Origin of the sequence: Iodobacter sp. CM08 (genome assembly GCF_033446605.1) — a bacterium.
Classification (GTDB): Bacteria; Pseudomonadota; Gammaproteobacteria; order Burkholderiales; family Chitinibacteraceae; genus Iodobacter.
The window spans coordinates 15,395-32,034 of record NZ_JAWQUO010000050.1; the positions used below are offsets into that span (position 1 = coordinate 15,395).

Consider the following 16,640-nt stretch of genomic DNA (forward strand, 5'->3'; position numbering starts at 1 on the left):
CGTGGTTTGTTGCGAGCACGTTGCACGAGGGGTGGCGGGTTGCTATATGCAAGTTTGCCACGGCAAATACGGCCCTTTAAAACGCATCCAGCCCGGTGATTGGGTAGCGTATTACTCACCCAGCACGCAAATGGGCGGCAAAGATAAACTACAATCTTTTACCGCCATCGGCATAGCAAGGGCAGGGGATCCTTATCCTTTTGATATGGGTGGCGGTTTTATTCCCTATCGCCGCGATGTGGATTGGCTGCCCGCACAGCCCGCCGCGATCCTGCCATTACTTGAACAATTAGATTTTTCCCGGGGTATTCGCAACTGGGGCGCACCATTTAGATTCGGCTTATTTGCTATTAGCCCGCATGATATGCAAACCATTGCAAAAGCGATGGCGGCCGATCGTTCAAATAGCCCCGCCTTACACCCCATCCAAGCCACACAAAGCTCACTTTTTCAAAGGCTTTATATGCAAGCAAAACACGTTGAAGGTTTTTTAGTTTCGGGTTTAAGCACAAGAACCAAAAATAGCGATGAATTCAACCCCACTACGGCGCAAATTCCGAAGCTATGGGGGCGTTTTTTCTCTGAAGGATTAATGGATAAAATCCCAGAGCGCATCGCCAATTCACCTATTTATGGGGTGTATTCGGGATATGAATCCGACGCTAACGGCCAATATGATCTAACCGCTGGCGTTGCCGCATCTAGCCCAAGTGGCGATTTTAACCACGTAGCCATTCAAGCGGGGCCATACTTGGTTTTTGAAACGCGTGGCGCCATGCCTGCAGCAGTGATCCAAGCTTGGGGCAATGTTTGGGCCTATTTTGAGCAAAACCCACAAATTAAACGCAGCTTTATCAGTGATTACGAAGCTTATCTTGGGCCCAATGAAGTGCATATTTACATCGGCGTAGCAGCAGAATAAATATCGATTCCTGTAAAGTTGGCATGGGCTGCACCATATTGCAGCCCTCTACAAACCAGCTTTATCAAATAGGAAAACATATGCGTAAAACATTGATTAAGTTAATTACTTCTTTGTGTTCAGTGGTTCTTATCGTGGCTTGCGCGCAAATGCCAAGCACTGATTCCACCGCCCAAACGCAGCAAGCCCAAGATTTATTAAGCTTAATCGCTCAACGTTTAGCCGTTGCGCCTTTAGTGGCTCAAAGTAAATGGAATTCGGGCGCTGCAATTAATGACCCAGCCCGTGAGCAATCCATCTTGGTGGATGTGCAAAAACGAGCCATCGCCATTGAGCTTGATCCTCGATTCGCCGCCGCATTTTTCCAAACTCAATTTGATGCGGGCAAATTAATACAAAGCCAGCTTCATCAACAATGGCGTTTACAAAAACAAACGCCCTTTACCCCCGCCCCCGATTTAGCCAAAGATGTACGCCCCGTATTAGATGGGCTAACCCTGCAATTACTCATAAAGATAAAAACAGTACAAGCAGATTTATGCCAGCCAGAAACCAAGCGCGCATTAAACACAGCAACAGGGCCGCTCGCGCAATTTACTCCCGAAGTAAGCGCAATGGCGCTCAGCACATTGCAATGCCCCTGAATCATGGCCGCCCCATCTTATTTGGTGGGGCAGATAAAGATTTTTATGGGCCAAGCTGGCTCAGCAAAATCAGTTAGCAGAACTTGGCCAGAGCCCTAATGTCGAAGTGGCCAGTTAGCTTTGCCTTCGCCTCAAATAGGCTTAGAAACGGTGATCGGGCGTGCCGCAGTTGCTGATGCTACCCCATGAAACCCATGCTGGCCCACGGCAAAATGAGCAATAAATTTCGTTGTAGTGGTAGCCCGCGTTAATCAGCTGAAAAATCAAGCGGCTAAGTGTCATATCGCGGCAGCCCCATCTATTTCTTACAGTAATTACATCAACGTCTACCGTTGGATCTTCAACCAAGGTTTCTAAATTGTCATATGAAAGGCCGCGCTGGCCGTCGTAGCAGCAATCAATGATTTTATCCAGCGTTGCAATGCCGGTTACGCCGTTGCAGTGATAGCCTTCAAACTTAGTCAGGTTGTAATCGTGGCACTGCGCTCCTGCATTGATTATTTCTACTACCCCCACTGGACGGTTTGCGCCACGGCCGCAGTTATAAAACGTAGTAGTAAGGGTGCTGCCATGCGGCGCAAAAAAAGAAATTCCGGTGCCAGCAGGCACGGTAAATGTTCTACTCAAAGTGTTTCCAAATAATAGCTGCTCACCGTGCGCCGTAATCATGGCGGCATTGTGATGCCTGTTGCCATTGTTATTGGAGAAAACATAAAGCTGATCATTTAACGCTCTTTTTCCTACTGGCATGGTGCGCTCCGGTGAGGCTAAGGCCATTGTTATGGATTGTTGATCACAATATGGCTGAGCCCAATTTTTAGAGGTGTATTACAGCGGCTCCAAAATGTAGGCGGGGCGTAATTGGCGTGTGCAACAGGAAAATCAGAAACCAGCTGGCGCGACATCATAAAAGTATTGCCAAACTGCACACGCATTGTCCATGCGCCTGCACCGACATGGCCGATGAGGGCGCCTGCATCTGGTTCATGCCCATGAATTTGCCATTGTATTCCATTTGCATCTGCCCATCGAAATTTGAAGCCATATTGTGATCTTGGCTCAAACTCAAAAACATTTTGTTGTCCTGCAGGAATAGCCGCAAGAATATTGGCACAGGTGCCTCCACCATCGATAACGCCAGGGGTTAAGGGGTTTACATGTGCTTGTACCAGTAGCTCAAAATCATATTGAGTTTGTGCGGTGGTTTTAACCGCTCCAGTGGGAATCCATTGGTCAGTGCCAAACAGATCTGCTAAGCCTTCAGGCATCTTATATTCCTGTTTTATGTAGCCTTGCCGATTTTTTTACCGCAAGGATGCGTAAGTAAATCAAATGTATTCACTTAAGGTTTATTAATTATATTAGTTATTATTTTAAATAATGGCGTAATTATTCGCGACGGTACTAGAGGCGTATTTGAATTGCGGGCAAGTCCACGGGCTGGCAGGGGATGGGGGGGCAGATAAGCTGAGGCTTATTTCAAGTAAGTGGCTTTATAGATAGCGGATTGCTTATTTTTAGTCCTAATAAAACACGATAAATGCCGTAAAAATAAGCAAATTACCCAGCAAGGCGAACTTATCTCAGATCATTGCATTTGCTTTTAGCTACTTGTTCAAGATTTGGCTTTTTCATTGCCCCGTCTCTGTTAGAATCCTGCCCCATGATACGACTTAAATCCCTCACTCTAAGACGCGGCACCAAGGTGCTGCTTAATTCTGCCGATTTAACTCTGCAACCGGGTAGCAAAACTGGTGTGGTAGGGGCTAATGGCGCAGGTAAATCTAGCTTCTTTGCGCTGATGCGCGGCGAATTACACCCAGATGCTGGCGATATTGAAATGCCGCCACGCATCACGATCAGCCATGTGGCGCAGGAAACGCCTGCGCTGGAATGCTCGGCGCTCGATTATGTGCTGGATGGCGATAGAGAATTACGCCGTTTAGAGCATGAGTTAGAGCATGTTTCGCACGACGACGGCATTCGCCATGGCGAATTGCTCGGCGAATTTGATGCAATTGACGGCTATACCGCCGCATCGCGTGGATCAAAATTACTGGCAGGTTTAGGTTTTTCTACGGAAGAACTCAGCCATCCAGTATCGAGCTTTTCAGGCGGCTGGCGTATGCGGCTAAATCTGGCGCAGGCGCTGATGTGCCGCTCAGATTTGCTACTACTGGATGAGCCAACCAATCACTTAGATTTAGAAACCGTGGTTTGGCTGGAGCAATGGCTAAAGACTTACCAAGGTATGCTGCTGGTTATTTCGCACGATCGCGATTTTCTTGACAACACCATTAAACAAATCTTGCACGTAGAGGGTGGGGCGCTGACGCTTTACACCGGTACTTACGAAGATTTCGAAAACCAGCGTGCCGAACGTTTGTCTCTGCAACAACTGGCGTTTGATAAGCAGCAACGCACCATCAATCACCTTGAATCCTTTATTACCCGTTTTAAAGCCAAAGCCAGTAAGGCACGTCAGGCACAGAGCCGCGTGAAAGCGCTAGAAAAAATGGAGCGTATTTCTGCCGCGCACGTTGATTCACCGTTTACTTTTAGCTTCCGCGAGCCAGAAAACAGCCCTAATCCCTTGGTGAAATTAGAAAACGGCCAAGCGGGTTACGATATTAATCGCCCTATCCTTAAAAACCTGACGCTCAGCTTAGAAAACGAAGCGCGCTTAGGCTTGCTGGGTGTCAATGGCGCGGGTAAATCGACCTTTATTAAGGCTTTGGCTGGCGAAAATCCATTGTTACTGGGTGAACGCGAAGAAGGCAAGGGGCTAAAAATTGGTTACTTTGCCCAGCATCAGCTTGAGCATTTACGCCTAGATGAATCACCGCTCTGGCATATGCAAAAGATTGATCCAAATACGCGCGAGCAAGAGCACCGCAATTTCTTGGGTGGTTTTGACTTTAACGGTGCCATGGCCACCGGCAAGATCGAGCCATTTTCTGGTGGTGAAAAAGCCCGTTTAGCTTTAGCCTTGCTGATTTGGCAAAAGCCTAACTTGCTGCTGCTGGATGAGCCAACCAATCACTTAGATATCGAAATGCGCCAGGCGCTGACGATGGCACTGCAAGATTTCGAAGGCGCGATTATTGTGGTCTCCCACGATCGGCACTTGCTGCGTGCTACGGTGGATGATTTCTGGCTAATTGAAGACGGCACAGTACGCCCATTTGATGGTGATTTGGATGAGTACACCAAATACAGCCAGCAAAAGCGCAGCGAAGAAAACAGCGCCCTGCGTAATTCCAGTAGCGCAATTGATCGTAAGGCTCAGAAAAAACTTGAAGCCGATGCGCGTCAGCGTAATGCAGTGTTGCGTAAACCAGTAGAAAAGAAGCTAGCTAAAGTCGAAAAAGACATGGCAGGCTTTACGGCAGAGCTGGCTAAAATCACGGCCTTGCTTGCAGAAGAAAACATCTATCTAGCTGAAAAGAAAAATGAGCTAGAAGCGGCGCGTAATAAAGAAGCCGAGCTTAAAAAGAAACTAGAGCCATTAGAAGCACTATGGTTAGAGATTTCTGATGAGCTGGAAGCACTGCGCTAAGAAGATGCCTTAATCAAGCCTGCTTTCTGCTACCAACCCCAAAAGCGAGATACCCCATCGATGCTTTTGGGGTTTTTTATTATGGCAAAGCATAAAGTGGCTCATTTATATTGCGCCTTAATGAGTTGAGTCACTTAGCCCAAGCGCTTTTATTAAAAATATTAATTCCAGAGCTGAGGTATAGTGAAAAATTAAATCCTGAATATTCACATGCGATATTCAGGATTGGCGGATATCGGGCTTGGCTATTTTGTGATTTACTGGCTTCATCTCTATAGTGAGTAAGCCCCTTTGCTTTAACCATCGCAATACCTAGGATATATATTTAATTTGCGAACAAAACTCCAATTTAAGCCAGCACTAAAAATCCCCTTTTTTTTGCGCTTTAATAGCAAAGCGCCGCAAAGGTCAGCGGCTTTGCCTGCGCATGAAATTCGCTGCACTCAGTGTGATTTGCTGCAAATAATGGATGCACTCCAGCCAGGGCAGGAGGCGAGCTGCGGCCGCTGTGGCCATCATTTAGTCCGGATTCATCGCCATCCCTTTGATGCATCACTCGCGTATGCCTTGGGGGCATTGATACTTCTCGTTTTAAGCTGCTTATTTCCTTTGCTGCGCCTAAAAATTGCGGGCAATTTCAGTGAAATGACTTTTTTAAGCAGCGCAAAAGCCTTGATTGATGCAGATTTTGGCCTCGTTGCTAATGTACTTTTAAGCTGTGTGCTATTTACCCCCGCTGTTTTTTTATGCGCCATTGTGTATCTAGCGCTAGCACTAAAATATGCCAAATATTGGCCGGGTATGCGCAGCGTGCTTAGGCTTGCTGTTTTGCTTGAGCCTTGGATGATGGCCGATGTCTTTGTGATTGGTATCTTGGTCAGCTTAATTAAGCTAGCCTCTTTGGCGCAAATAGCACTGGGCTTATCTTTTTGGGCCATGCTACTGTTCTCAATTGCCTTAACTAAAACCGTTGTGGTGTTTGATGCGCATTGGTTTGGCTTTCAACTTGATCAGCTAGAAGGCTTGCCCGCCCAAAAATTACGAGGGAAGGGGGCAGTTTCTTGCTCTGTGTGCGGCTTTTTTAATCCACAACAAGCATTAAAGTGCGAGCGTTGCTACGCGCGCTTGCATCGGCGCAAGCCACATAGTTTATCCATGACTTGGGCGTTATTAGTGACGGCCATCTTGCTATATATTCCTGCCAATATCTATCCCATGATGATCACCGAGTCCCTAGGGGATAAAACGCCATCAACCATTTTGGAAGGCGTGTTATTGCTGTGGAATATGGGTTCCTACCCTGTGGCTATTATTATCTTTATTGCCAGTGTGCTTATCCCGCTGGTGAAATTCATTTCAATTATTTTGCTGTGTCTTTCAGCCCAAAAAAAGCCAAACCATAACGCTTTGCATTACACACGCCTTTATCGTATGACCGAGCTAATAGGGCGCTGGTCTATGGTGGATGTGTTTGTGGTGGTTATTCTGGTGGCGCTGATTCATTTGGGGCAATTGATGTCGGTTTACCCTGGCGTTGCCGCGGTTTCTTTTGCTGGAATGGTGGTGTTTACCATGCTGGCTGCTTTAAGTTTTGATGTGCGCCTGATTTGGGATGCACAGAATGCTCAGGATCTTTCCAATGGAAAATGAAAACGAATTACCGCATGCCAACACAGGCTGGCTTCGGCGTGTCTCTTTAGTTTGGCTCGTGCCTTTGGCTGCCTTGCTAGTAGGCGCATGGATGATTTTTGATACTTGGCGACACCAAGGGGCGGAGGTGATCTTATATTTGCCTAACGCAGAAGGCATTGAGGTCGGTAAAACCACGGTAAAAGTGTTGTCTGTTAATGTGGGAAGGGTCAGCGATGTAGAGCTGGATGTGGCTGCGCATCGGGTGCGCATTACGGCCAAACTAGATGTGAATGCGCGCAGCTTGCTGAATAAAGACAGCCAGTTTTGGGTGGTCAAGCCACGGGTTGATCGCAGTGGAATTAGCGGCTTATCTACACTCCTTTCCGGATCTTTTATTCAGCTCAATCCTGGTAAATCCACCACCATGAGCAGTGAATTTAATATGCTAAGTGAGCCCCCCGTCACCTCATCTGACGTGCCAGGCTTGCGCTTAGCTCTTTCAGGGCGCGGCGTAAAAGTATTAAGGGTGGGCGACCCAGTGCTGTATCAAAATTTTGAAGTGGGCCGTGTAGAAAAAGCGGATTTTGATCCCGAGCAAAGGGAGATGACATACCGCTTATATATTCAGCGCCCTTATGACCGTTTAGTAACGATGAACTCCCGATTCTGGGTAGCCAGTGGCGTGCAACTCTCGCTTAATTCAGATGGAATTAAGCTTAACACCGGCTCAATGGAATCCATGCTCTCTGGTGGGATTGCTTTTGGGGTGCCAGACAATACCCCTTTGGGTGAACAGGTCCGTGATCAAACCAGTTTTACTTTGTTTGCAGATGAAGCCAGCTCGCTAGAGCGCCAATTTGAACGCCGCCTGCCTTATATTGCTCTATTTAAAGAATCTGTGCGCGGCTTAAAACCTGGCGCACCTGTAGAGCTGCGTGGTTTAAGAATTGGTACCGTGGGCGCAGTACCTTACGCCATCCCAAAACTAGAAAACAAAACCCGTAAAACTCATGGCATCCCTGTGTTGATCTATCTGGAACTAGGGCGCTTAGCCACGGGTGCAGAAAAAGAAAACGATGACTATTGGCGCAAAGTGATCGCCACCCAGATCCGTACTGGCATGGTGTTGAAACTTAAAAATGGTAACCTACTGACAGGGGCCTTGTATGTTGATGTTGATTTTAGCGGCAAACCATTACAAAAACCTTTAGAAACATATGCAAACCTAACTGTATTACCAAGCAGTGATGGTGGCTTAGCTCAAATCGAAAACAAAGTAATTGCCTTATTAGACAAGCTAAACGGGCTAAAAATAGAGGGTGTGCTTGCTCAAGGCAATAAGACGCTAGATGAAACCGGCAGGCTAGCTAGCGATGTGCGTGGCCTAGTTAAAACATTGGATGATTTCGCGCAGCAACCGCAGGTACAACATTTACCTGCCGAATTACAACAAACCTTAAACAAGCTGCAAGGCACATTAAATACTGTTGGCAGCACCCTAGATGATTACTCTGCGCAATCACCCGCTTACGGCGAGTTAAACCGCGCCTTGGGCAATCTAAACCAAATCTTGCAAGAGGCAAGGCCGGTGATTCGCACCCTCAATGAAAAACCGAATGCGCTCTTGTTCGATCGTAAGCAAGAAGACATTCAACCCAAAGGGGCAAAGTAGCCATGACAAAAAACTGGGTTTTACTACTGGGGGCAGGGCTCTTAAGCGCATGTGCTAGCGCCCCCATCACTCAATATTATCGCTTGGCGGATGTCACCCCCACGGCCACACCCACATCCACCAAGCTGCCCGCCATCTTAGTGGATATTAAAGTGGCGGATTTTCTCTCCGCGGGTGGCATCGCCTATCAGCAAGGCGATGTTGAGCTGCGCTTAGCTCAGCAAAACTTATGGGCTGAACGACTACCAGAGGGCGTAAAGCGAGTACTAATCGCAAGAATGCAGCAACAAGCCCCCAATAAACTATGGCTAGACTCTGCACCGAATGGGCGAATCAGCACGCTAAGCGTAGAACTTACCCAATTTAATGGCCGCGACGACGGGCAGGCCATCTTGGCGGGCCACTGGTTTTTAAGAAATGCGCAGCAAACCCTGATATTGCAAGCCCCATTTCATATCGAGCTAGCCCAACAAGGCAAAGGCTACCCAGCCTTAGTCGTAGCTTTGGGCCAGGGCTTAGATCGCCTAGGGCAAGAAATCAGCCAAAAACTAGCCGAGTGCACGGCAAAGGGCGACTGCTAACACGCATAAAACCCTTTTTTTAAAAATAGCCCCACTAAAAAAACCAAAGTTAAAAAGCTTGATGCCACTATTTCTGGTGTATTTCAGAGCTATTTTTACAGGCGATTAGGCTTGTAAGGTTTCTTGTTTTTAGTTCATCAACTTGACATAATATACATTTTAGGTGTCATGTATTTGTAAGTTATGCTCTGATTCTGGCCCATATCAAGCTTACAATCTGCACTGGAAAAAATGAAGCCACAAGCAATTATGGTCATCAATTCTTTCTTGCTGCCGGAAAATCTTTCTTTCATTTTTTCCCAATACTCTTGCTTGTCCTCACTTTTCGCGTGTTCTGCTTCAATAATTGATAACAGTTCGCGTGCGTCAATGCTTAAAACATCAGAAAGCTGCATAAGGGCGAAGAGGTCGGGGCGTGATCCTCTTTTTCGCCAGTTTGAGATTGCGGATGGGGTTACGTGTATTGCTTCGGCAAGCTGTTTGTCTTCGATCACATTTAACTGTTTTTTTGCTTCGTTCAATATTTCTTCTAGGGTGTTCATTTATATCCCTTGACCGGATACACGGTCGTGTATTGAAATACACATACGTTAATCAACATATGTGTATTGATAATTATGGCACGCAAGAAAGCGCTCTCAATAAATATCGCAGAAATTACCGCTAGCGCGTCGCTTAAAGCTGACGACTACGCGGCGATTGATAGCGCCTTATTGGCCTCTGCTGATCGTCGCGCTTGTATTGATCGCTTTCTTGCTGCTGGCTATACACCTACACCGGCTTTTCTAGCTGAACTCAATTCCGAATCTATTGCTATCTATCTTTCTTTAAGCCCTAGCGCTATGCGCGGGGCGTTTCAACGCTTATCCCGCAAAAAGTTGCTGGTGAAGTCATCTGAGGCTGCGCAGCAGCCAGCGGGGGGCGGCTTGCCGCACCTGCTGGCTGAGGCGGAGCCGATTAAGACCCCCCCTAGTAACACGGGGGTCACTACTACGGAGTGTAAGGGTTCCAAATCCTCCGACTTAGACTTACAGCCCTTAAAGCTTGTCGTTACTAATACGGGCGATATTGTTGAATTCCCCCAGCGTCGCGGCTGGGGTGGGGATCATGCCTTTGTTGATTGGCTCAATATCACCGTGCATAAATCTACTGCAGATCAATACGCTGATTTTTGCGTAACGGCAGAGGATTACATTTTAGCGGTTTCAATGCGCCTAGAGGCAATCTTTGGCTTCGGTGTAACTAATAAGTGTACTAATGGCCGCAATTTCTATCATCAGGCTTATGAATTAGGTGATGGTTGGGGCTATCTCTGCATTGGCGGCCAGCGTGAAACCATTTTAATTATGCTAAATGGCTCTGGATGTACTGCGGCTAAATATGGCTGGGAAGGGCGCATGCATGATTGGCTAATAAATGAGGCTGAAAATCCGCGCATTACCCGTGTTGATTGCGCTTATGACGACTATATGGGCGAAAACTATTCAGTTGATCGTGCTGAAACTGATTTTGATGATGGGAAGTTTCAGTGTTATCGCGGTACGGCTCCCGAATGCGAGCAAATTGGGAATTGGAAGCGGCCAAATGGCAAAGGGCGCACCTTTGCTACTGGCCTGCGTCGTTCTGGTAAATATAGCCGTACATATGAACGCGGCAAAAAGTTCGGCTGTAAAGAATCGCCTTGGGTGCGTATCGAGGTTGAATTCAAATCGGTAGACCGTGTAATTCCATTTGATATTTTGTTGGTGGCCGGTGAGTACCTTGCGGCTAGTTATCCTGCTTTTGCATGGATTAACGAAAAGCAGTGCCGTATTCAATCGAATAAGGTTGAAACCAAGATTAACTACAACCGCGCCTTAGAAATTATTCAGCGTCAATACGGCCATTACTTTGATACGTTAATTCATATTGAAGGCTCGGCGGATGCACTTATTGCAAAGATTCGGCGTGATGGTGAGCCTAAACGCTTAAAGGTTGCTGATTATCGGTTTTCGGCTGAGCCCATGCGTTTAGCGTCAATTACTAAAGATGTGGTTATTGCTGCTGAGTTTAATTTTCAAGACTTTAGGGCTAGGTGTTCTGCTGGGTAATTTTTTTATGATTTTTAACGGGGTGTAATTATGCGTTTCAAAACAACTGTAACCGTAACCGGTGTTAAGTTTTTTAATGATGATGTGGAAGGTAAGCATTACGACACGACCACTTTATTTGTTTTGCTTGATTTGGATGAATCGCAAGGCAGGGCTAAAGGTATGGCTGCTGCTGAATATAAATATCCGTCTTCGGCTATGTATCAAACAATGAAAGATTTGCCATTTCCGCATGAGGCCGAATTGGTATTAAACCAAGTCACAAGTGGCAAAGTCACGAAAACAACTCTTGAATCTCACCGCATGTTGCCGGTTGTAAATCGTCAAACTGGCGAAGTGACTAAGGCTTAATAAAAATGAATTTAAAACCCGTTTGGATAGTTCAGTCTTTAGATGATGGCTTTTTCTTAATGCCGCTCAATGGCGATGTTGGTTATACGCAATGGCTATCCGAAGCGGGTTTTTTTGAGGAAAAACAAGCTGCGATTGATACGGCTGTAGATTTGTTGGATGGTCAATTTTCAATTAGTTCTTTTTACGTATTGGCTGACAGGTTAGAAAAATGATTTCCCAATGCGTAGAAATTAGACCTGATGGCTTATTGCAAATTGCATCAAATGTCGCAGGGGCTTGTGATTATGTAATTACGTCTGGTGGCATTTGGGATTGGAGTATTCAAGATGCTACGCCTGTATTGGGTAGTGTCGTTTTATTGTGGGCAATTGCGTTCACATTTCGCGTCGTGATTAAGGCGCTTAACTCTGGAGATGTAAAAAATGAAACATTTTAATGCGGTTCGTAAATTTGGTGCAGTTGTTGTTTTGGCTGCTGTGACTTCCCCTGTATTTGCTGCTGTTGATACTACGGGAATTATTTCTGAATTGGGCGATGCTGGTAAAGCGGTTGCGGTTGTTGGTGGTGCGGTTTTAAGCGTTATTATTGGTATTAAAGTATTTAAGTTTATTCAGCGTGCCATGGGTTGATTTTTTAATAAAATTAATTAATAGGGCGGCGATTGTCGCCCTTTTTTATATGCGGGGGAATTATGAATGGAAGGTTTAATTTATTTAGTCGCTGTTTTATTGGCCTTTTGGCTTATTTTTTCTGTGGATTAGTGAGTGCTGCTTCTTTTATTAATACGGATTCTGGAAAAGAAACAGGTGATCCTGTTGGATTTACGTATGCATATGCAGCGTCTGTTGGATATGGTGTGGGCGGTGAGGTTATGGACAATACGTGTCCGGCAGTTCCAGAGGGCGGTGGTTGTATTGTAAAAATATGGGCTAAATCTGCAACATCTGGTGTTTCTATTATGTTAGTTTTTGTTCGATTGAAAAAAAATCCTTGCGAAGAAAAAAAAGGTAAAAGTGCGGGCGATTTATTAGTGCCTCTTCCGTACTCGGGTGTTGATGGTGTTGGAGTGCCAATTATTACTTCTGCGGATGGTTTAAGTTCATTTTTTAAAAGTAGGGCTAGTTCTTGTGATGGAACTTGTGAATTAGTTATGTCGGGCTCTTTTTCTAATGGTGATAAATTATTTGCAATTGGTGATGATAAAAAATCTGCTTATGCGTTATTGAAAATGCAATATTCTGGTGATGAATGTAATTTATTTGATGGTAAAAAAGCGCCTCAACCCCCTAGTACTACTAGTCCGCCAGCCCCGAATAAAACACCTAAATTTCCTGGCGATTGTCCTGCAAATTCTAGTTTTGGGCAGGTGAATGGCGTTAATGCGTGCGCTAAAAATCCACCTAATCCAACTGATCCAGCTCCACCACCTAAGCCTACAGATAAAGACAAGTGTGTCGCAAATTGTGGAGATTGGGACCCTAAGAAACCAGCGCCAGATGGTACGGGTACTGGTGGCACAGGTGGCGGTACTGGTGGCGGCGGTCACGGTGGTGGCGGTGGCGGTGGCGGTGGCGGTACGGGCACAGGCACAGGCACAGGCGAGGACGGCAAAGATAAACCAACTCCGACGCCTACACCTCCTCCTGACAGTTCAATTACCGGCTCGTGCGATTCTTTCAAGTGCAAAAATAATGATCCGGCTACGTGTGAAATTGCGCGTTTAGCGTGGCTTAATAAATGTGAGTCCGACAAAGGTCTTGATGAATTAAATAAGTCTGAATTAAAGAAGGCAGGGGATAAGTCAATAGCAGGTGATGATATGGATGGGATTAGGTCAAAATTGAATTTTGGTGAAAATGGCGCTATTGACATGACTGACGTTATTAAAAGAGATACTTTTTTAACTAAAGGTGGCTTGTCTGATGTGAGTTTTTCAGTAATGGGGAAAAGTTTTTCTATTCCTTTTTCTAGTGTCAATAAGTATTTGGAAATGATGGGTAAAATTGCTGTGGCTTTTTCTTTATTGGCGGCGGCTAGAATTCTTTCTTCTTCTATTTAATTGGGGGTTTTATGCCTGCTTTGCTTGCTATTCCTTGGATTGCTGCTTTAATTGGTGGCCTTGTTTCTGCGGCAGCTTCTTTTGCTGGTCGTGCTTTAATTGGTCTTGGTGTGGGTGTTGTGACTTATACCGGCTTTAAAATTGTTTTAGATAAATTACAAAGCGATCTTATTTCTAATTTTAAAAGCTTGCCTATTGAAATAATGCAGGTTTTAGGCGTTTTACAAGTAGATACCTGTGTTTCTATTTTGTTTTCTGCATATTTGGGTAAGTTGGTTGTTAGTGGTTTGTCCTCTGGTTCTGTTAAAAAGTGGGTAACTAAATGATTAATTTGATTACGGGTCAGCCTGGTGCCGGTAAAACGCTCCGTACTTTGCATGAGGTAAAGGCTCTTTCAGAAAAAGACAATAGAGAAGTTTATTATTCTGGAATTACTGATTTAAAATTGCCATGGGTAGAAATTGATCCGGAAAAATGGTTCGATTGTCCAAAAGGCGCAATTATTGTTATTGATGAATGTCAGAGAATTTTTAGGACTCGTTCTAATGGTTCTTCTGTGCCAAAGCATGTAAGTGAATTAGAAACGCATAGGCATAAGGGTATTGATATTTATTTGGTTACACAGCACCCTATGTTAATTGATGGGAACGTTAGACGTTTAGTTGGTCGTCATTTGCATGTAATGAGGGCGTGGGGGTTTCAAAAGAGCTCCATTCATGAGTGGCAGGGTATTAAAGAAAATTGTGATAAGTCGCGGGCTAATTCTGTTTTACATGTTTGGTCATATCCAAAAGAAGTTTTTGATTATTATAAATCTGCTGAATTGCATACAGTTAAGCGGCGTTTGCCTGCTAAGTTAATTTGGCTATTGATTATGCCGATTACGGTTTTTGCTGCTGCGTATTATATTTATACAAATGTTGTTCATAAGAAGTCATTGGCCCCTGATGCTGTTGTATCTTCAGCGTCAATGCCTGCAGGTTTTGTGCCTTATAGTGCGCCGGTTTCCGATAAGAAGAAAACTACGGCGCAATGGATTGAAGAGCAAACGCCGCGTATACCTACACTTGCGTACACGGCTCCTGTGTACGACAAGCTGACTGAGCCGTCTAGTGTTCCAGCTCCTCAGGCGTGTGTAATGTCAAAAAGCAAAGGCTGCTTGTGCTTTACAGATCAAGCTACGCCTCTTTATATGCCTACTGAACTTTGTGAAAACATTGTTAAGCATGGTGTTTATTTGGCTTTTTTAAATAAGCCAAATATTGAAAAAAAAGAAGAAATTTAACCGTGAGCATACTTAAATTATTCTTTTGCATGTTGGTTTTGCTTGTGCTTTCTTCGTGTGCAGTATCTCCACTTGATCAGGGTGCATTCATTGATTTTTGGAATAGGGGGCGTTTAGCGGGTGGGCTTGTTGGTGTTGATAAATTGTAAGTGCTTTGAAAGTGATGTTTTTATCTGTATGCTTTCATTATTAATGAGGGCTTACAGTTTATGCGGTATTTGTTTGTTTTTATCTGTTTGGTTGCGCCATACGCTTCGGCTGCTGTGTACAAGTGCTTTGATGGTGTTCGGCCTAAGTACACCTATCAAAATGCGCCTTGTGAGGATTCAGGACTAAAGACGGCAAAAGAAATTACTAACAAGGATGCATTGGTAGGGAGTGCGGATTTTTCAGGCTATAGAAGGGAAGCGCAGCAAAGGGCTGAAATTTCTAGCAATGTTGATCGTGACTTTAATGAGCGGCGAAATATTGAGTATCAGCGTTCGGGAGCTGGTCAGCGTAAAGATACTGCGGCTGAGTGTGCGTCATTAATTGAAGAAAAGCGCTATATTGTGAGTAGGCAAAGGCATAAATCTACAGCATGGCTGCATGCGCGTTATGCAGAAAATAGAAAGCAGATGCAAGCGATTGATTGCCAAGGGTTGTAATCATGAAAGCCAGCTAAATGCTGGCTTTTTTCATTAAGAATTAACGCTGATTAAAATTACGCCAAAAACTGGTGTTGATGATGCACGATGCGTCGTGCTCAGGTTTCACGCATTTGTGCGTGCAAGCTGGGCTAATGAGGTGCGTTTGATCGGATTTGAGGAATTACCCTTTTAAAGGCGGGTTTTAATAGGGTTGTGTCGACGGGGCAGGCGGATCTTTTTCTCTGAAAACAGTTGCGAGCATAAGCCCGTATTTTGCTTCTAAGCTGCATTGGTTTTTGTAGAAGTTGCGTTGTTTTATTAACGACTCAATCAAGGTGTATTGGCTATTGCATAACATGCGGTCTTTTCGGTAGTGGTCAATAAAAAGGATTTCTTCGATTCTTGCGCATCCTTTTTTGTTGCCGTGGGGTGGAATGAGGCATTGCTCGGCTAGCGTCCAGTCTTTCCACTCACCAAAGGGCACAATGCCGCTTGTGTAGAATCTGGCCAGAAGAAAGATTGATCTTGGTATGGGGTCTTGGCCGGTTTGCCAGCGGTTTATTTGTCGAGGGCTTGTGCCTAGGATTTCTGCCAATTCTGACTCTGGCTTTGTTGAGATAGCAAAGATTAGTTCAGTTGTGGTTACCTTAAAGTCAGCTACTGGCATATTTCGCATTCTGTTTTCTCATAAAAATAAGGCGCGTAACGGCTGTTACGCGCCTTATCCTTGTTGCATGGATCCTACAATGTGTTGCTTTTTGCCAACGTGTAATTATTTACTCATGGTGGCTTTGGGGGTGAAATTAGCTTTGTAAGTTTACGTTTTAAACGCCTGTAGCTTGACATAATATACAATATACGAAAAAAATGAAAATGATGGGTGTAAGTATTATTACACAATGTAATTATTATTTAAAAATAGTAAGGATTTGCCGCGTCAGTCAACTAGCCACTCATTGCAAGCTTAAGTAAACCCGAGTATGTGTCTTGCTCATTTTTTGTCATTCGCCTGAGAACACATCAACATCAATAGAGTTAACGCGTAGGGGCGCTACTTGCTGCGCCCTAGCTGGACAGGGCGCAGCAAGTAGCGCCCCTTGTATCTTGTTCCCTGTGGTGGTTAGCTACTACCACACGAGGTGAAGTGAGCTTGATAGCGCCCTTAAGGCATCGACCTTGTTTTGTAGATAAAGCCCTTCACCTCACTTCTTTC

General features: G+C 45.1%; 19 protein-coding genes. 15 read left to right on the forward strand and 4 right to left on the reverse strand.

Annotated features, from left to right (window positions below; all coding sequences use genetic code 11):
- Position 1: 1 nt before the first annotated feature.
- Both R6242_RS20020 and aroQ read left to right on the forward strand, forming a co-directional pair.
- Positions 2 to 922, forward strand: a complete 921-nt coding sequence (locus R6242_RS20020; RefSeq protein WP_318430321.1) for an effector binding domain-containing protein — start codon at positions 2 to 4, stop codon at positions 920 to 922.
- A gap of 80 nt (positions 923 to 1,002) precedes the next feature.
- A complete protein-coding gene (aroQ, locus tag R6242_RS20025; protein ID WP_318430288.1) occupies positions 1,003 to 1,566 on the forward strand; it encodes a gamma subclass chorismate mutase AroQ in 564 nt (187 codons plus the stop codon).
- 141 nt (positions 1,567 to 1,707) lie between these two features.
- On the opposite strand, the gene R6242_RS20030 is transcribed toward aroQ, so the two are convergent.
- Positions 1,708 to 2,316, reverse strand: coding sequence for a putative adhesin (locus tag R6242_RS20030; protein WP_318430290.1), 609 nt, complete (start codon positions 2,314 to 2,316; stop codon positions 1,708 to 1,710).
- A gap of 29 nt (positions 2,317 to 2,345) precedes the next feature.
- Positions 2,346 to 2,834, reverse strand: coding sequence for a hypothetical protein (locus tag R6242_RS20035; protein WP_318430292.1), 489 nt, complete (start codon positions 2,832 to 2,834; stop codon positions 2,346 to 2,348).
- A gap of 395 nt (positions 2,835 to 3,229) precedes the next feature.
- Between R6242_RS20035 and R6242_RS20040 the strand changes: the two genes are divergently transcribed.
- The 4 genes from R6242_RS20040 (at position 3,230) to R6242_RS20055 (ending at position 9,010) form a co-directional block, all read left to right on the forward strand.
- Complete coding sequence (locus tag R6242_RS20040; protein ID WP_293934920.1) at positions 3,230 to 5,125, forward strand: ATP-binding cassette domain-containing protein; 1,896 nt, start codon at positions 3,230 to 3,232, stop codon at positions 5,123 to 5,125.
- 417 nt (positions 5,126 to 5,542) lie between these two features.
- Positions 5,543 to 6,775: a paraquat-inducible protein A gene (locus tag R6242_RS20045; RefSeq protein ID WP_318430323.1), complete on the forward strand. Its 1,233-nt coding sequence runs from the start codon at positions 5,543 to 5,545 to the stop codon at positions 6,773 to 6,775.
- Positions 6,765 to 8,429 (forward strand): intermembrane transport protein PqiB, encoded by a 1,665-nt coding sequence (pqiB, locus tag R6242_RS20050; protein WP_318430294.1) that lies wholly within the window; start codon positions 6,765 to 6,767, stop codon positions 8,427 to 8,429. The genes R6242_RS20045 and pqiB overlap by 11 nt, the downstream gene beginning before the upstream one ends.
- A 2-nt stretch (positions 8,430 to 8,431) precedes the next feature.
- On the forward strand, positions 8,432 to 9,010 hold the full coding sequence (locus R6242_RS20055) for a membrane integrity-associated transporter subunit PqiC (RefSeq protein WP_318430296.1): 579 nt from the start codon (positions 8,432 to 8,434) through the stop codon (positions 9,008 to 9,010).
- 137 nt (positions 9,011 to 9,147) lie between these two features.
- On the opposite strand, the gene R6242_RS20060 is transcribed toward R6242_RS20055, so the two are convergent.
- Positions 9,148 to 9,552, reverse strand: coding sequence for a helix-turn-helix domain-containing protein (locus R6242_RS20060; protein WP_318430298.1), 405 nt, complete (start codon positions 9,550 to 9,552; stop codon positions 9,148 to 9,150).
- 75 nt (positions 9,553 to 9,627) lie between these two features.
- Between R6242_RS20060 and R6242_RS20065 the strand changes: the two genes are divergently transcribed.
- From R6242_RS20065 to R6242_RS20105, 9 genes are all read left to right on the forward strand, one after another.
- Positions 9,628 to 11,100: a replication initiation factor domain-containing protein gene (locus R6242_RS20065; RefSeq protein ID WP_318430301.1), complete on the forward strand. Its 1,473-nt coding sequence runs from the start codon at positions 9,628 to 9,630 to the stop codon at positions 11,098 to 11,100.
- A gap of 30 nt (positions 11,101 to 11,130) precedes the next feature.
- A complete protein-coding gene (locus R6242_RS20070; RefSeq protein ID WP_318430303.1) occupies positions 11,131 to 11,451 on the forward strand; it encodes a hypothetical protein in 321 nt (106 codons plus the stop codon).
- Positions 11,452 to 11,456: 5 nt separating this feature from the next.
- Positions 11,457 to 11,666, forward strand: a complete 210-nt coding sequence (locus tag R6242_RS20075) for a hypothetical protein (RefSeq protein WP_318430305.1) — start codon at positions 11,457 to 11,459, stop codon at positions 11,664 to 11,666.
- A complete protein-coding gene (locus R6242_RS20080; protein WP_318430307.1) occupies positions 11,663 to 11,890 on the forward strand; it encodes a hypothetical protein in 228 nt (75 codons plus the stop codon). The genes R6242_RS20075 and R6242_RS20080 overlap by 4 nt, the downstream gene beginning before the upstream one ends.
- Complete coding sequence (locus R6242_RS20085; RefSeq protein ID WP_318430309.1) at positions 11,877 to 12,083, forward strand: major capsid protein; 207 nt, start codon at positions 11,877 to 11,879, stop codon at positions 12,081 to 12,083. The genes R6242_RS20080 and R6242_RS20085 overlap by 14 nt, the downstream gene beginning before the upstream one ends.
- 62 nt (positions 12,084 to 12,145) lie before the next feature.
- Positions 12,146 to 13,513, forward strand: a complete 1,368-nt coding sequence (locus R6242_RS20090; protein ID WP_318430311.1) for a hypothetical protein — start codon at positions 12,146 to 12,148, stop codon at positions 13,511 to 13,513.
- Between the two features lie 11 nt (positions 13,514 to 13,524).
- A complete protein-coding gene (locus R6242_RS20095; protein WP_318430313.1) occupies positions 13,525 to 13,839 on the forward strand; it encodes a DUF2523 domain-containing protein in 315 nt (104 codons plus the stop codon).
- Positions 13,836 to 14,798 (forward strand): zonular occludens toxin domain-containing protein, encoded by a 963-nt coding sequence (locus tag R6242_RS20100; protein WP_318430315.1) that lies wholly within the window; start codon positions 13,836 to 13,838, stop codon positions 14,796 to 14,798. The genes R6242_RS20095 and R6242_RS20100 overlap by 4 nt, the downstream gene beginning before the upstream one ends.
- A gap of 209 nt (positions 14,799 to 15,007) precedes the next feature.
- Positions 15,008 to 15,445 carry a hypothetical protein gene (locus R6242_RS20105; RefSeq protein WP_318430317.1) on the forward strand — a complete coding sequence of 146 codons (438 nt, stop codon included), beginning with the start codon at positions 15,008 to 15,010 and terminating at the stop codon, positions 15,443 to 15,445.
- A 184-nt stretch (positions 15,446 to 15,629) separates the two neighbouring features.
- On the opposite strand, the gene R6242_RS20110 is transcribed toward R6242_RS20105, so the two are convergent.
- Complete coding sequence (locus tag R6242_RS20110; protein ID WP_318430319.1) at positions 15,630 to 16,094, reverse strand: hypothetical protein; 465 nt, start codon at positions 16,092 to 16,094, stop codon at positions 15,630 to 15,632.
- Positions 16,095 to 16,640 lie beyond the last annotated feature (546 nt).

Bases quoted from the DNA above. Each gene is read 5' to 3' on its own strand.
- aroQ (WP_318430288.1), top strand. From the start codon at position 1,003: ATGCGTAAAACATTGATTAAGTTAATTACTTCTTTGTGTTCAGTGGTT.
- R6242_RS20085 (WP_318430309.1), top strand. From the start codon at position 11,877: ATGAAACATTTTAATGCGGTTCGTAAATTTGGTGCAGTTGTTGTTTTG.
- R6242_RS20075 (WP_318430305.1), top strand. From the start codon at position 11,457: ATGAATTTAAAACCCGTTTGGATAGTTCAGTCTTTAGATGATGGCTTT.
- R6242_RS20110 (WP_318430319.1), bottom strand. From the start codon at position 16,094: ATGCCAGTAGCTGACTTTAAGGTAACCACAACTGAACTAATCTTTGCT.
- R6242_RS20035 (WP_318430292.1), bottom strand. From the start codon at position 2,834: ATGCCTGAAGGCTTAGCAGATCTGTTTGGCACTGACCAATGGATTCCC.
- R6242_RS20070 (WP_318430303.1), top strand. From the start codon at position 11,131: ATGCGTTTCAAAACAACTGTAACCGTAACCGGTGTTAAGTTTTTTAAT.
- R6242_RS20055 (WP_318430296.1), top strand. From the start codon at position 8,432: ATGACAAAAAACTGGGTTTTACTACTGGGGGCAGGGCTCTTAAGCGCA.
- R6242_RS20095 (WP_318430313.1), top strand. From the start codon at position 13,525: ATGCCTGCTTTGCTTGCTATTCCTTGGATTGCTGCTTTAATTGGTGGC.
- R6242_RS20105 (WP_318430317.1), top strand. From the start codon at position 15,008: ATGCGGTATTTGTTTGTTTTTATCTGTTTGGTTGCGCCATACGCTTCG.
- R6242_RS20080 (WP_318430307.1), top strand. From the start codon at position 11,663: ATGATTTCCCAATGCGTAGAAATTAGACCTGATGGCTTATTGCAAATT.
- R6242_RS20065 (WP_318430301.1), top strand. From the start codon at position 9,628: ATGGCACGCAAGAAAGCGCTCTCAATAAATATCGCAGAAATTACCGCT.
- R6242_RS20060 (WP_318430298.1), bottom strand. From the start codon at position 9,552: ATGAACACCCTAGAAGAAATATTGAACGAAGCAAAAAAACAGTTAAAT.
- R6242_RS20100 (WP_318430315.1), top strand. From the start codon at position 13,836: ATGATTAATTTGATTACGGGTCAGCCTGGTGCCGGTAAAACGCTCCGT.
- pqiB (WP_318430294.1), top strand. From the start codon at position 6,765: ATGGAAAATGAAAACGAATTACCGCATGCCAACACAGGCTGGCTTCGG.
- R6242_RS20040 (WP_293934920.1), top strand. From the start codon at position 3,230: ATGATACGACTTAAATCCCTCACTCTAAGACGCGGCACCAAGGTGCTG.
- R6242_RS20090 (WP_318430311.1), top strand. From the start codon at position 12,146: ATGAATGGAAGGTTTAATTTATTTAGTCGCTGTTTTATTGGCCTTTTG.
- R6242_RS20030 (WP_318430290.1), bottom strand. From the start codon at position 2,316: ATGCCAGTAGGAAAAAGAGCGTTAAATGATCAGCTTTATGTTTTCTCC.